Here is a 12,673-nt window from a genome sequence, read left to right as displayed (position 1 = left end):
TTGGCTGAGTGCATGCTGAGGTTATCTGTCGGGGCGCTGCGGACCAGGTGGCAACTGTTCGCCGGTGCGGTGGTTGCTGTTGCGCTCGGGGTCGGGTTGGTGCAGTCCGGGTTGCAGATGCTGGCCGCGACCGACAGGCCCGTGTTGCCCGCCGGACTGTCGGCGTACGAGCGGGCCAAGGTCCGTGAGGGGTACGTCGGGGCCGCAACGCTGCTCGGAATGTCGGTAATGCTGGCCGTTTTCCTGAGTGTGTTCATCGTCAGCACGACGTTCGGGTTCATGACGGTGCAGCGGCGGCGTGAGTTCGGCCTGCTGCGGTTGGTCGGAGCGCAGCGGGGTTACCTGTGCTTGATGGTCGTGACGGAGGCCGGTCTGCTCGGGGTGGTCGGCAGTGTGGTCGGGCTGCCGTTGGGTGTGCTGGCGACCTGGGCGCAGTCGTGGTTGCTCGTTCAGCTGGGGATGTTGCCCGAGTGGTTCGAGGCGCCGTGGGATCAGGGCGCGGTGTGGGCGGCGATGATCGTCGGCGTGAGTACGGCGTTGGCCGGCGTACTCGCCGCGGCCTGGCGGGCGTCGCGGGTCAATGCCCTCGAGGCGATCGTCGAGGGACAGGCGGCGCGGCGGGTGATGACGGGATGGCGATGGTTCTGGGGGCTGTCGGCCGCGTTCGGCACGGTGCTGCTGGTGATCGTGGCGCAGGCGGCGCGGGACCTCGTGGCCGGGCTGATGATCGGGTTGGTCGTGATGATCAGCGGGTCCGTGGCGTTGAGCCAGCTGAGTCCCGTCGTCGTACCGCTGGTCGGTCGGCTGCCTGCGATCGTTGTCCGCGGCAACCTGATCGCTGATCTCGCACGGGCCGGCGTGCTGCACGCCGTACGGCGGAGTGCGGCGACCGCGGCGCCGTTGATCGTGCTCGTCGGGCTGGTGATCGGGCTGTGGGGCACGTTCGGGTCGCTGACGAAGGCGGTCGGCGTCGAGCAGAAACAGTTGATCACGGCGGATGTCGTGGTCGATCACGTCGTCCGGCCGGGTCCCGGGATCGTGGCAGCCTCGGCGCAGACCGCCGTACCGATCGCTGTGACGAGGGGACGGAAAACGCTGTACTCCGAGGCGATCGGGATCGATCCGGCGGCCTACGAACAAACCCACAAGCTGCGGCCGCGGAAGGGCTCGCTGGATCGGCTGACCGGGCGGGCGATCGCGATTGGACCGGGGATGGCGGCCGAGGGCTACAAGCTCGGGGCGACGCTCAAGATTGCGCTGGGCAACAGATCGATCGCCGTGAAGGTGGTCGCGATCATGCCTGAGACACTCGACGTGAGCGAGAACTTCTTTATCCCAAGGAGTTTACTGCCTGCCGGTGGGCGGACCGAGACACTGGTGAAGCTGGCGCCCGGTGCGACGCTGGACGGTCAGACGGTCGAGCAGTGGGCGGAGGCGCGCGGTGAGGCGCAGCAGCGCAGCAATTCGGGACTGTTCGCCGCGCTGCTGGGCCTGGCCGGGATCTTCACCGCAGTCGCTGTCGTAAACGCGGTCGTGATGTCGACAGCCGACCGGCGTCAGGAGTTCACACTGTCACGGTTGGCCGGGCTGACGCGGAGGCAGGTCGTCATGGTCGCGCTGGTCGAGTCCGGGACCGTTGTGATGGTCGGCGTACTGCTGGGATCGTTGGTCGCCGCCGCGGCACTCGCGGGCATTGCGGCGGGGCCTTACGGCCTTGCTGCGTTGGCGATTCCGTGGCGGCTGCTCGGACTCATCTTCGCGGCGGCGCTGGTGGTCGTCGGGGTCGCGGCGGCGCTCACTGCCGGTCGCGCCACGTCTCACCGGCTCGGCACATACCGAGCAGAATGACGTGGTGGAACGGCCGGATCAGGTTGTAGTAGAACCTCCCGGCAGGCCGCAGGAACTTCACCAGCGTGACGACCTTGAACGTCGCCGGCTGCTCGTTGTCGGTGATGAACGCGAGCCACGCGTCCAGGTGGTTGTCGGAGACCTTCAGCAGCAGGTAGTGGTCCTCCTCGCCGCGCACGACGGTGAAGAACGCGTCCTTCTCGCCCGGTGTGAAGCTCACCGTCTCGGGCCGCAGACGCCGCGTGTCCGGTACGCCGGTGGTCTCGAGGCGAAGGACCGCGGCCACCGCCATCCGCACCGCGAACAATCCCTTGACCCACAACGGACTGTGTCCCAGCGCGCCCGCGACGAACTCCCGCAGCGTGACATCGCCCCGCGCCGTCTTCACATCGATCTCGTCCACAACCGGCACCAGATCGTCGAGCTCGTGCAAGGTGGTCGGCATTTGTGCTCCTCTAGTCGATCAAGCGGAGAACCAGGTCGTAGATCTCCCGCACGTCCCGCTTACCGATCGGCGGCACGACCTGCTCGGCGCCGATCAGAATCAGGTACAGCAGCTGTGCGAAGCGATCCGGGTCCACATCCGAACCAAGTCCTCGGCACAGCTTCTTCAGGTACGCCGTCCGCGCCTTGTCCACCCGTTCCTGCGTGGCCCGCACCTCGCTGTCCTGCAAGGCCCAAGCGCGTACGGCGATCTCCAAGGCCGCGCTGTCCGGGTCAGCCAGCACCAGCCGCAACAGATGCTGGAGCTTCGCGCTCGCGTCACGACCGTCTTCAACAGCGTCGATCAGCCGGGTCGTGTTGCGCGCCTCGAAGTACTCCAGCAAGGCCGCCTTGTAGCCGGAAGCCCCGTTGAAGTGGTGGTAGTACGACCCCTTCGTCACTCCCAGCGCACCGGTCAACCGCTCGATCGTCACCGCCGGCGCACCTTCGGCCGCCAGCAACTCGAGCCCCGCGTCCAACCACTCCGTCCGACTGACCACGCCTGGACCATACCATACCGTTTGGTATGGTCGACGGACCGTAGACGCAGACGACCCGCCGGAGAGGGGTCCGGCGGGTCGGGTTCGGGGGGTGGGTCAGGCGTCGGCTGCGGTCAGGGCCTCGGCTTCGGATTCGGAATGAGCGGTGGGGACCCGGAGGTGGGAGAGGGGCTTCCAGCCGCTGGCGAGGACGCCGACCGCGAGGAGTACGGCGAAGGCGCCGACGTAGAACGGGAGCTGGATGTTGACCTCCTCGCCGAGCTTGCCGGCCAGCCACGGTGCGACCGCGCCGCCGGAGAAGCGGACGAAGGAATACGCCGCGGACGCCGTACCGCGTTCGACCGGAGCGGCTGCCATCACGGCCTCGGTGATCAGCGTGTTGTTGATGCCCAGGAACAGGCCGGCCACGATGACGCCGGCCGCGAGCACCGGCTTGTGGTGCGCGTAGACACCCATCACCGCGAGGTCCGCGCCGAACAGCAGCAGGACGGTCATCGCCACCGGAAGGGTGCCGAACCGGCGCTGCAACCGCGGCGCCACGAACACCGAGGTGAACGCGAGACAGATGCCCCAGCCGAAGAAGATCAGCCCGATCTGCCGCGCCGACATCGCCAGCGGGAACGGGGTGAACGCGAGCAGCGTGAAGAACCCGAAGTTGTACAGCAACGCGGTGACCGCAACCGTCGCGAGCGACCGGTGCCGTAGTGCCTTCAACGGCTCGAGGACCGACGTACGACGTGCTTCCGGCGGCGATGCGGGCAGCAGGAACGCGGTCGCGGCGAGGGCGATCGTCATCAGGACGGCGACGCCGAAGAACGGGCCGCGCCAGGAGATCGTGCCCAGCTCGCCGCCGACCAGCGGGCCGGCCGCGATACCGACACCGAGGGCGGCTTCGTAGAGGATGATCGCCTCGGCGACCGAACCGGCAGCCGAGTTCACGATCGTGGCGAGCGCGGTCGCGATGAACAGCGCGTTGCCGAGGCCCCAACCGGCCCGGAAGGCGACGATCATGCCGATGCTGTTGGACAGGCCGGCCAGCGCGCTGAACACGACGATGATGGCCAGACCGATGAGCAGGGTGCGCTTGGCGCCGATCCGGCTGGAGACCGCGCCGGTGATCAGCATCGCGACACCGATGACCGCCATGTAACTGGTGAACAGCAGCGAGACCTGGGACGGACTCGCATGCAGTTGTTCGGCGATCGGCTTGAGGATCGGGTCCACCAGGCCGATGCCCATGAACGCGATCACGCACGCGAACGCGACCGCCCAGACGGACTTGGGCTGCTTCAGAAACGACGACGTGCTCACCGGGGCGTGTCCTCCAAAGGTTCGAGGGTGAGGAGTTTGTGGACGATGGCGACGGCGGCCTCGAGGGTGGTGAGGTCGGTCGCCGGGAGCTGACTCAGGTGCGCGGCCAACGCGGCGCCGGCCTGGTGCCGGGCGCTGCGCAGCTCGGCGAGGCCTGCGTCGGTGAGGCTGATCAGGCTGGCGCGCGAGTCGGCCGGGTCCTGGGCGCGGTGCACCCAGCCCTGGTCCTCGAGGCGCTGCACCAGGTTGGACATCGTCGGTTGGGAACACCGATCGGCCTTGGCCAGCTCGCTGATCCGGGCCTGTCCGAGCTCGTCCAAGCGCCCCAGCACGCGCATTGCGGCGTGCGGCAGCGTGTTCACGTTCCGGGTCGCCAGCCGCGCCAACCGCGTCGACGCGACGACGACGTCTTCTCCGAGCTGCGTCAGATCCCTGGAAATCACACTCATAAATATACATAGGAATGCTATGCATCTCCAGGGAAGTGAACAGCATCACGACTCAAGGCCTCTCGGAGTGCCACACTGATCGCGCCCTTGGAGGTGGTCATGCCGAGTGTCGGTCGGTCCGCGGTCTGCGTCGTCGTCCTCGTGCTCGGACTGGCCGGATGCGGGGCCGATCCAGCCGTGCCGGCACCGAGTTCGCCGATGACATCCGCCCCGGCACCGAGTTCGCCGACCACGTCCGCCCCAGCGGGGGTGATGGCCGCGTGCCCAGCCCAGGGGGCGGAACCGTTCACCGCAGCGGTTGCCGGCGGGAGCACGGTCAGTGGTGTGCAGCTGGGCGACGCCAGCCGGGCCGTCGTGTTGTCCTACGAGTGGGGCGGATCGCCGTGCGACTGGTCCAGCGTCGCGACCGAGCTCGTTGCCCGCGGCTACCGGGTCGCACTGTGGGAGTACGGCACACTCACCGGCCTGGATCGGATCAAGGAGCTGCAGGCCGTCGTGGACAAGGTCCGGGCCGCCGGCGCGACCGAGGTTGTGCTCGCCGGTGGATCAGTGGGCGGCTGCGTATCGATGATCGGCGGCTCCATGATCACCCCGGCGGTCTCGGGGGTGGCGGTGTTGAGCTGCGCGTCCTGGTACGACGTGGAGCACAGGCTGCCGACGACACCGCTCGCCGCGAAGCTCCGGGTGCCGGCGCTGTACCTGGCCAGCGACGGCGACAGCCTTCCGGTCGCCGAGGTGCGCAGGGACTTCGCCGTGGTACCTGCCAAGGACAAGAAGCTGGTCGTCGTCGCCGGCTCCACCGGCCATGGCGTCGAGCTCCTGGACGGCACCGAGGCCGCCGTCGCGAAACCGGCGCTGTTCGCCTTCCTCGACCGGATCACCCGCTGAACCTGAGATCCGCCGATTCCCGAAATCTGTAACGGCTTGCCCGGTGTCAACGATGTGCACATTGCTGCCCGGCTCGGCCACCTGTTGGCGGGCTCGGCGCTGTTCAGCGCGCGCTCGAACTCTTCGAGACGCTTCCAGAGGGGAACCCGTATGAAACTGCAGCGCTTTGCGCTTGCACTGGCCGGAGCCGGGCTGATCGCCGCGGCGGCCAGTTCCGCCCCGGCCGTCGCCACCGGGCAGGCCGACCCGAAGCCGAACTTCTTTGCCAGGTCGATCAACCCGAACACGATCAAGGCTGCCACCGACGGGCCGTGCGTCAGCGACGTGATGGCGCCGGCCGCCGCGGGCACCGCGCAGGAGATCCTGAGCATGCCCGGGCGGCCCATCCAGTCCGCCTCGGACACGCCGTTCAAGTTCGTCGGCACCCGCGCGGACTCGACCTGGTACGGCGCCGTGAACGCCGCCGGCACTCAGATCTACTACTACGGTCTGCTGTTGCAGGGCGGGAACCTGTACCGGCACACGACGTACCTGCGGGAGAGCGGCACCTGGGCGCCGACCTTCAAGAAGGTCGGGCCGGGCTGGACGACCTTCAAGTCGATCGCGACGTCGAACTACAGCGTCGGGTCCCCGCGGCACGCGTACCTGTACGGCCTGAACACCAACGGCAGCCTGTACCGGTACCAGATGGTCGGCACCGGCTTCCGGGGGCTCGGCCCGATCGCGGGCTTCCGTGGCTTCAAGGCGATGACGGTGATCAGCGAGAACGCGACGTACGACACGCTGCTGATGACCACCAACGCCGGTGCGCTGTGGACCGCGCACATCCCGGTCGCGGCCGGGGCCAAGCCGGTGATGAAGCTGATCCGCTCCTCGGGCTGGTCGGCCTACGAGTCGCTGGTCGTCCAGGGCTGCGGTACCCGTGGCGGTTCGCTGATCGTGGCGGTCGACCACGACACCCAGTCCGGCTACCAGTACGCGATGAGCAAGGCGAACGGGGCTGCGACCGCGATCACGTCGTACGGCAAGATCCCCGAGGTCTTCGGCGGTGTGAGCCACGTGTCGGTCACCACCCACTACGACCAGCTGGTCGGCGAGTAGTAGCCGTCAGTTGCTTGGACGGAGCCCAGGACACCACCGTGTCCTGGGCTTCGTCACGTTTGGGCCGTCAGGCGGTGACCGGGTCGCCGGCGGCGGTGCGGAAGGCGGTGACGGGGATCGGGCCGCGGTGCAGGATGTGCGGGATGTCGGCCCAGGGGTAGAGGGGTTCGATGGCGTTGAGGTTGCGGAGTCGGTGCAGGGCTTGCTCGGAGGGCGTGGACAGGGCGGCGGCTGCTTCGGGGGTGTAGGGGATGAAGTCCTCGACGGGTTGCGGGCGGAGCTCGGGGTCGTGGCGTTTGAGCAGGATGCACGTGTTCGCCGGGTCGAGGAGGTCGGCGTCGAGGGTCCAGTAGTCGACCACGACCGGGCCGATCCGGCCGGACTCGTGCATGGCCTCGAAGATCGGGGCCGGGTGGACCGGGGACAGGAACACCACGTCGGCCCAGGTGCAGTCCAGCGGATACACCGGAGCATTCACCCCGTGCGGGCGGTCCGCGTACTTCTTGAAATGGAGCTCGTAGAGGTCGGGGTAGTGCACACGGAGCTGGCTGAGCGGCAGGATGTCGTCACCGCGGATGTCACCAGCGGCTTTGTAGAGAAGAGTCGTCATACAAAAAGCCTCCGAACACGAGAACCGTGCCGGAGGCTGCCTATACATTCTACAGGAATCGCCATGGTCAAAGCCATCCTCGGAAGCGCAGCGTTCTTCTTCGCCGCACCCTGCGTGGTCGCCGGCGTGCTCCCGTGGTGGGTCAGCGGCTGGGCCGCGCCACGGTTCTGGCCGGGCTTCGTGATCGTGGCGGCCGGCGCGTTCGTCGTACTGCGTGCCTTCGTTCGGTTCGTCCGCGAAGGCCGGGGTACGCCGGCGCCGATCGCGCCGACCGAGGAGCTCGTGGTCGGGGGTGACTACCGGTTCGTGCGGAATCCGATGTACGTCGGCGTGGTCGCGGCGATCTTCGGGCAGGCACTCGTTTTCCTCGACTGGCGGGTGCTCGGGTACGGCGTGCTCGCGTGGGCCGTGATGGCGTCGTTCGTGCGCTGGTACGAGGAGCCGGTGCTGCGGGAGCGGTACGGCCGGCAGTATGAGGAGTACTGCCGGACCGTGCCGGCGTGGATTCCGCGGTTCAGGGCTTCAGGTCGGTAGCGAGGAGCCGGGCGACGTTGCGCTCGGCCAGTGCGGTGATGGTGACGAACGGGTTGACGCCGAGCGAGCCGGGGATGAGCGAGCCGTCAGTGACGTAGAGGTTGGAGTGACCAACAACCCGGCCGTACGTGTCGGTGGCCTTGCCCAGAAGGCATCCGCCCAGCGGGTGGTAGCAGAAATCCGCGGCAAACGGGCGGTTTCCGGAGAACAGGTCGCGACGGTACGTCGTACCGACTGCCTTGTTGATGCGGTCGAAGAGCGCTTGAGCCGACCGGACGGACGGTGTGCTCTGGTCGGCGGACCAATGCAGGTCCGCGCGGTCAGTGCTGTGGTTGTAGGTGAAATGGCCGCGCTCAGGGTTAACGGTGATCGCCAGGTAGAGGCTCGCCCACGTCTCCAGGCCGACCGGCAGCGGAGCGATCTCGGCGAAGGCCGGGTGCACTGGGTCGTTCCAGTTGTCGATCGCGAGCGTCGGGATCGTGGACTGCAACGGACCGGTCGGGTCCCACAAGTGGTTGGCCCTGGCGGTCATCACGTTTCCGTTTCCGCCCCAACCGTTTCCGATCGCGGCGGGCAGATCCGGCAGCGTTCCGGTTTCCCTTGCTCTCAGCAACAGTTCCGTGGTGCCGACACTGCCGGCGCCGAGGAACAGGTACCGGCAGGCGAGCTCGCTGCGCTTCAGGACCTTGCCGGCCGTGTCGATCTGCTCGAGCCCGACGAGATAGCCGTTGCCCTGCCGGCGGATCGTCGTCACCCGGGTCAGGGTCCGGATCGTCACGTTCCCGGTTCCGACCGCGTCGGCGAGGTACGTCTTGTCGAGCGACTGTTTTCCGTGGTTGTTTCCGTAGATCACCTCACCGGCCAGCGCCGACCGCGGTACCGTCCGGCGTTCCTCCTTCTCCAGGTAGTCGAAGGAGTACACGTTCGGTACGACGGCAGTCCGGAAACCGGCCTGATGCGCGTGTTTCCGCGACACCCGTGCGTACTGGTACGCCGGCGTCTTCTCGAGGTATCGCGGGTCGATCGTGTTCACGCCGAGCATCCGGCGCGCGAGCGGGAAGTACCGCCGGTACATCGCGTCCGCGTCGACCTGCGGCAGCACCTTCTCGAAGTACGCGCGCTGCGGCGTCGGCGCCATCCCGCCGTTCACCAGCGATCCGCCGCCGACCCCGCGGCCGACGTACACGCCCATGTTCGGGTAGTCGATCCGGTCCAGCACCCCGGCGTACGGCGTGCCGAGGTCGCGGTTCACGACGTCGAGCCACAGGAACGTGTCGAGCGGCGCCTCGGTACGGCGGTGGAACCACATCGACCGGCGATCCGGGTCCAGGGTCGAGCAGAACACCTTCCCGTCCGGGCCGGGGGTGTTCCACTGCTGACCCATCTCGATCATCGTGGTGCGGATCCCGGCCTCTCCGAGCCGGAGCGCGGTGACGGCCGCGCCGTACCCGGTGCCGACGATCAGGGCGGGTGTGTACGGCGTTGCGTGTGCCGGGCCGATCCGGGTGAGGCCGGTCGCGGCTGCGGCGGTGAGGGCGGTCAGGCCGGCGAACCGGCGGCGAGTCATTGCGGACGGGGCGGTCTCGTAAGTCACCTGACGCACCGTAGTCGAGCGATCACGACCATGCAGCCGACGCGGCATGTCGTCAACCTGCACGACTGCAAAGTTGCAGTATTTAATTGTTTGCAGTGACTGCAAGTTTGTCCGTAGCCTGGTCTGCGTGAGGCACGTCGAGGGTGGGTTGCGGGAGCGCAAGAAACTGCAGACACGGGCGGCGCTGGCCGACGCGGCGTTGCGGCTGGCGTTGGAGAAGGGGCCCGACCACGTCACGGTCGAGGAGATCGCCGAGGCGGCCGACGTCTCGGTGCGGACCTTCTTCAACTACTTCCCGCACAAGGAACACGCGATCCTCGCGCGCAACCCCGAGCACCTCGAGCGCGCCCTGGAGCGGATGCGGACCGCGCCGCCCGAGGAGTCGCCGCTGACCACGATGTGGTTCATCGTCAACGACGTACTGCGGGACCTGGAGAGCGACGGTCAACTGTCGCGCCGTGGTGAGCTGATCATGAGCTCGCCGAGCCTGCTGTACCAGCTGATGCTGTCGAGTCTCGACGACGAGCGGCAGCTGACCGCCGGTCTCGCCGAGCGGATGGGCGAACCGGCCGGATCGGTCCGGCCGGCGCTGATCGTCAGCACGGCCGGGGCTGCCTGCCGGGTGGTGATGGAGCTGCACAAGTCCGCTCCCGAACGGCCGATCCGCGACCTGCTCGACGAAGCTTTCCATTTACTTGCCCAAGGCATCGACTCCGCCTTCGGGCCGGACTACCAGAAGAAAGGCACCTCATGACGACGACCTCGTCACCCACTCCGGAACCCGTGGGTGAGGTCAGCACCACCGAAACAGCCGCACTGACGCCCCGGCAGACCATCCAGGCCATGTCCGGCCTGATGATGGGCCTGTTCGTGGCGATCCTGGCCGGCACGGTGGTGTCGACCGCGCTGCCGCGGATCATTCACGACCTGGGGGCGAGCCAGTCGTCGTACACCTGGGTCGTCACGCTCGAGCTGCTGACGATGACGGCCACGGTGCCGCTGTGGGGCAAGCTCGCCGACCTCTACAACAACAAGCTGCTGATCCAGCTGTCGCTGAGCTTCTTCGTGGTCGGCTCGCTGGTCGCCGGTTTCGCGCCGAACATCGAGGTGCTGCTGGGCAGCCGGGTGCTCCAGGGCCTCGGCGGCGGCGGTCTGACCGCGCTGGTGCAGATCGTGATGGCGGCGATCATCCCGCCACGCGAGCTCGGCCGGTACTCCGGGGTCTTCGGCGCGATCTTCGCGTCGGCGACCGTCGGCGGCCCGTTGCTCGGTGGCTTCCTGGTCGACTCGCCGCTGGGCTGGCGGGCCTGCTTCCTGATCGGTGTCCCGTTCGTGGTCGCGGCGATGATCCTGCTGCAGCGCACGTTGAAGCTGCCGACCGTCCGGCGGGACGTGAAGATCGACTGGTGGGGTGCGGTCCTGATCATGGGCGGCGTCAGCACGTTGCTGGTCTGGTCGTCGTTCGCCGGCAACAAGTTCGAGTGGGCCTCCGGCTGGAGCTTCGCGCTGGTCGGGGCCGCCCTGGTCGTGCTGCTGGCCGCGGTGCTGGTCGAGCGTCGGCACCCCGAGCCGATCATCCCGATGGACCTGTTCCGCAACCGCACGGTGACGCTGTCCATCGTCGCCAGTGCGCTGGTCGGTGTCGCGATGTTCGGTGGCTCGGTGTTCCTGGCGCAGTACTTCCAGATCGCGCAGGGCTACACGCCGACCAAGGCCGGGCTGATGAGCCTGCCGATGATCCTGGGAATGATGGTCGCGTCCACGATCGCCGGTGGGCTGATCACGAAGTACGGCAAATGGAAGATCTACCTGGTCGTCGGCAGCATCCTGCTGCCGATCGGGCTGGCGCTGTTCGGCACGATCGACGCGCACACCTCGAAGTACCTGCTGTGGAGCTTCATGATCGTGCTCGGCGTCGGCATCGGCCTGGTGATGCAGAACCTGGTCCTCGCCGCGCAGAACGACGTACCGGCCCGGGAGCTGGGGGCGGCGACCTCCGCGGTCAGCTTCTTCCGGAGCATGGGCGGCACGATCGGCGTCAGCGTGCTCGGCGCGATCCTGGCGAACAAGGTCGCCGAGACGCTGAACCCGGGTGGCGCGTCGTCCGGCGGCGGCAACGCGGTGCCGAACATCGCGGAGCTGCCCCCGGAGATCCGGGCGATCGTGGAGAACGCGTACGGCGCGGCGACCGCGGACCTGTTCATGATGTCGGTCCCGTTCGCGGTCCTCGCCCTGGTCGCCGTCCTCTTCATCAAGGAGAAGGCCCTCCTCACCACTTCCGGCGCCGAGCGCCGCGCCGAAGAGGAGCCTGACAAACTGGATGCATGATCGTCGCATTCAGCATCAGCCCGTCGGCCGGTGACGAGACCGGGGGCGTGAGCGAGGCGGTGGCCGAGGCCGTCCGCGTCGTCCGCGCCTCCGGTCTTCCCAACGAGACCAACGCGATGTTCACGAACATCGAGGGCGAGTGGGACGAGGTGATGGCGGTGGTGAAGCAGGCCGTGGATGCTGTCGCGGCCGTGTCGCCTCGGGTCAGTCTGGTCCTCAAGGCCGACATCCGGCCGGGCTACACCGGCCAGCTCACCGCCAAGGTGGAGCGGATCGAGCAGGCGTTAGGCGACTGAGTTGAGGGCTGCGACCACCGCGTCGTAGCGGTTCTCGCGTTCGGCGTCGCGGAGGAAGCGAACTCGGTCGACGAGGATCTCGTCGGCGTCCGGCTGCTGCTGGAGGATGTTCATCGTCTCGTCGAGGTACTCGTCCAGCGGCATCGCGTGCTCGTCGTTCTCCTGGTTCATCAGCGTGGTCTGGACGGCGGGCGGGACCACCTCGATCACCTGGATCCCGGTGTCCGCCAGCTGGATCCGCAGGCTCTGCGTGTAGCTGTGGATCGCGGCCTTCGTCGCGCTGTACGTCGGCGTGATCGTCAGCGGCACCGAGGCGAGGCCGGAGGAGACCGTGAGGATCGCCGGATCGCGCTGCTTCAGCAGGTACGGCGTGAACGTGGCGACCGCCCGGATCGTGCCGAGCAGGTTGATCTCGATCGTCCGCTCCGCGATGGCGAGGTGACCGGGGTCGCGGAGGTCCTCGACCTGCATGATGCCGGCCATCGTGACCAGCACGTTGACGTCGTGGGTACTGGTCACCTGCTCGAAGGCGGCCGCGATCGAGGCCGGGTCGGCGACGTCGAGCGGGACACCCTCGATACCGTCCTCTGCGGCGATCCGGTCGAGCAGGTCCTTGCGCCGGCCGCTGATGATCACGGTGTTGCCGAGGTCGCGGAACCGCCGGGCGAGCTCGAGGCCGATACCCGACGTGCCGCCGGTCATGAAGATCGTGTTGCCTGTTGTTCTCATGC

At 67.8% G+C, this 12,673-nt stretch carries 14 protein-coding genes; 7 read left to right on the top strand and 7 right to left on the bottom strand.

Annotated features, from left to right (window positions below; all coding sequences use genetic code 11):
* Positions 1 to 12: 12 nt before the first annotated feature.
* Positions 13 to 1,848: an ABC transporter permease gene (locus E0H45_RS07700; RefSeq protein ID WP_131335541.1), complete on the top strand. Its 1,836-nt coding sequence runs from the start codon at positions 13 to 15 to the stop codon at positions 1,846 to 1,848.
* On the opposite strand, the gene E0H45_RS07695 is transcribed toward E0H45_RS07700, so the two are convergent.
* The 4 genes from E0H45_RS07695 to E0H45_RS07680 all read right to left on the bottom strand — a co-directional run bounded on the left by E0H45_RS07695 (position 1,796) and on the right by E0H45_RS07680 (position 4,585).
* Positions 1,796 to 2,293: a DUF2867 domain-containing protein gene (locus E0H45_RS07695; RefSeq protein ID WP_131335540.1), complete on the bottom strand. Its 498-nt coding sequence runs from the start codon at positions 2,291 to 2,293 to the stop codon at positions 1,796 to 1,798. The genes E0H45_RS07700 and E0H45_RS07695 overlap by 53 nt on opposite strands.
* Before the next feature lie 10 nt (positions 2,294 to 2,303).
* A complete protein-coding gene (locus E0H45_RS07690) occupies positions 2,304 to 2,831 on the bottom strand; it encodes a TetR/AcrR family transcriptional regulator (protein ID WP_131335539.1) in 528 nt (175 codons plus the stop codon).
* 96 nt (positions 2,832 to 2,927) lie between these two features.
* A complete protein-coding gene (locus tag E0H45_RS07685) occupies positions 2,928 to 4,142 on the bottom strand; it encodes an MFS transporter (protein ID WP_238154846.1) in 1,215 nt (404 codons plus the stop codon).
* Entirely contained in the window at positions 4,139 to 4,585 is a 447-nt protein-coding gene (locus tag E0H45_RS07680) for a MarR family winged helix-turn-helix transcriptional regulator (RefSeq protein ID WP_165546378.1), read from the bottom strand. Before E0H45_RS07680 ends, E0H45_RS07685 begins: the two co-directional genes overlap by 4 nt.
* 105 nt (positions 4,586 to 4,690) lie before the next feature.
* On the opposite strand from E0H45_RS07680, the gene E0H45_RS07675 reads away from it, so the two are divergent.
* A complete protein-coding gene (locus E0H45_RS07675) occupies positions 4,691 to 5,479 on the top strand; it encodes an alpha/beta hydrolase (protein ID WP_131335537.1) in 789 nt (262 codons plus the stop codon).
* Between the two features lie 150 nt (positions 5,480 to 5,629).
* Entirely contained in the window at positions 5,630 to 6,580 is a 951-nt protein-coding gene (locus E0H45_RS07670) for a hypothetical protein (protein ID WP_131335536.1), read from the top strand.
* A 67-nt stretch (positions 6,581 to 6,647) separates the two neighbouring features.
* On the opposite strand, the gene E0H45_RS43605 is transcribed toward E0H45_RS07670, so the two are convergent.
* The gene (locus tag E0H45_RS43605; RefSeq protein WP_131335535.1) at positions 6,648 to 7,190 is read right to left on the bottom strand and encodes a hypothetical protein; all 543 of its coding nucleotides are present in this window, start codon (positions 7,188 to 7,190) and stop codon (positions 6,648 to 6,650) included.
* Positions 7,191 to 7,253: 63 nt separating this feature from the next.
* Between E0H45_RS43605 and E0H45_RS07660 the strand changes: the two genes are divergently transcribed.
* Positions 7,254 to 7,724, top strand: a complete 471-nt coding sequence (locus tag E0H45_RS07660) for a methyltransferase family protein (RefSeq protein WP_131335534.1) — start codon at positions 7,254 to 7,256, stop codon at positions 7,722 to 7,724.
* Here E0H45_RS07660 and E0H45_RS07655 read toward each other — a convergent pair.
* A complete protein-coding gene (locus tag E0H45_RS07655; RefSeq protein ID WP_238154845.1) occupies positions 7,705 to 9,318 on the bottom strand; it encodes a GMC oxidoreductase in 1,614 nt (537 codons plus the stop codon). The genes E0H45_RS07660 and E0H45_RS07655 overlap by 20 nt on opposite strands.
* 127 nt (positions 9,319 to 9,445) lie before the next feature.
* On the opposite strand from E0H45_RS07655, the gene E0H45_RS07650 reads away from it, so the two are divergent.
* Genes E0H45_RS07650 through E0H45_RS07640 form a run of 3 tightly spaced genes read left to right on the top strand, consistent with a single transcriptional unit; the run spans position 9,446 to position 11,942 of the window.
* A complete protein-coding gene (locus E0H45_RS07650; RefSeq protein WP_238154844.1) occupies positions 9,446 to 10,072 on the top strand; it encodes a TetR family transcriptional regulator in 627 nt (208 codons plus the stop codon).
* On the top strand, positions 10,069 to 11,646 hold the full coding sequence (locus E0H45_RS07645; protein WP_131335532.1) for an MDR family MFS transporter: 1,578 nt from the start codon (positions 10,069 to 10,071) through the stop codon (positions 11,644 to 11,646). The genes E0H45_RS07650 and E0H45_RS07645 overlap by 4 nt, the downstream gene beginning before the upstream one ends.
* A complete protein-coding gene (locus E0H45_RS07640; RefSeq protein ID WP_131335531.1) occupies positions 11,643 to 11,942 on the top strand; it encodes a thiamine-binding protein in 300 nt (99 codons plus the stop codon). Before E0H45_RS07645 ends, E0H45_RS07640 begins: the two co-directional genes overlap by 4 nt.
* Here E0H45_RS07640 and E0H45_RS07635 read toward each other — a convergent pair.
* Positions 11,931 to 12,671, bottom strand: a complete 741-nt coding sequence (locus E0H45_RS07635) for an SDR family oxidoreductase (protein WP_131335530.1) — start codon at positions 12,669 to 12,671, stop codon at positions 11,931 to 11,933. The two genes, E0H45_RS07640 and E0H45_RS07635, sit on opposite strands and share 12 nt — an antisense overlap.
* Positions 12,672 to 12,673 lie beyond the last annotated feature (2 nt).

The organism is Kribbella soli, assembly GCF_004331345.1.
GTDB classification, from domain to species: domain Bacteria; phylum Actinomycetota; class Actinomycetes; order Propionibacteriales; family Kribbellaceae; genus Kribbella; species Kribbella soli.
The sequence above is the reverse complement of the archived record's forward strand: the minus strand, read 5'-3'. Positions and strand labels throughout refer to the sequence as shown.

Coding starts and splice junctions, on each gene's coding strand:
- E0H45_RS07700 (WP_131335541.1), top strand. CDS start 13: ATGCTGAGGTTATCTGTCGGGGCGCTGCGGACCAGGTGGCAACTGTTC.
- E0H45_RS07695 (WP_131335540.1), bottom strand. CDS start 2,293: ATGCCGACCACCTTGCACGAGCTCGACGATCTGGTGCCGGTTGTGGAC.
- E0H45_RS07675 (WP_131335537.1), top strand. CDS start 4,691: ATGCCGAGTGTCGGTCGGTCCGCGGTCTGCGTCGTCGTCCTCGTGCTC.
- E0H45_RS07670 (WP_131335536.1), top strand. CDS start 5,630: ATGAAACTGCAGCGCTTTGCGCTTGCACTGGCCGGAGCCGGGCTGATC.
- E0H45_RS43605 (WP_131335535.1), bottom strand. CDS start 7,190: ATGACGACTCTTCTCTACAAAGCCGCTGGTGACATCCGCGGTGACGAC.
- E0H45_RS07660 (WP_131335534.1), top strand. CDS start 7,254: ATGGTCAAAGCCATCCTCGGAAGCGCAGCGTTCTTCTTCGCCGCACCC.
- E0H45_RS07645 (WP_131335532.1), top strand. CDS start 10,069: ATGACGACGACCTCGTCACCCACTCCGGAACCCGTGGGTGAGGTCAGC.
- E0H45_RS07640 (WP_131335531.1), top strand. CDS start 11,643: ATGATCGTCGCATTCAGCATCAGCCCGTCGGCCGGTGACGAGACCGGG.
- E0H45_RS07635 (WP_131335530.1), bottom strand. CDS start 12,671: ATGAGAACAACAGGCAACACGATCTTCATGACCGGCGGCACGTCGGGT.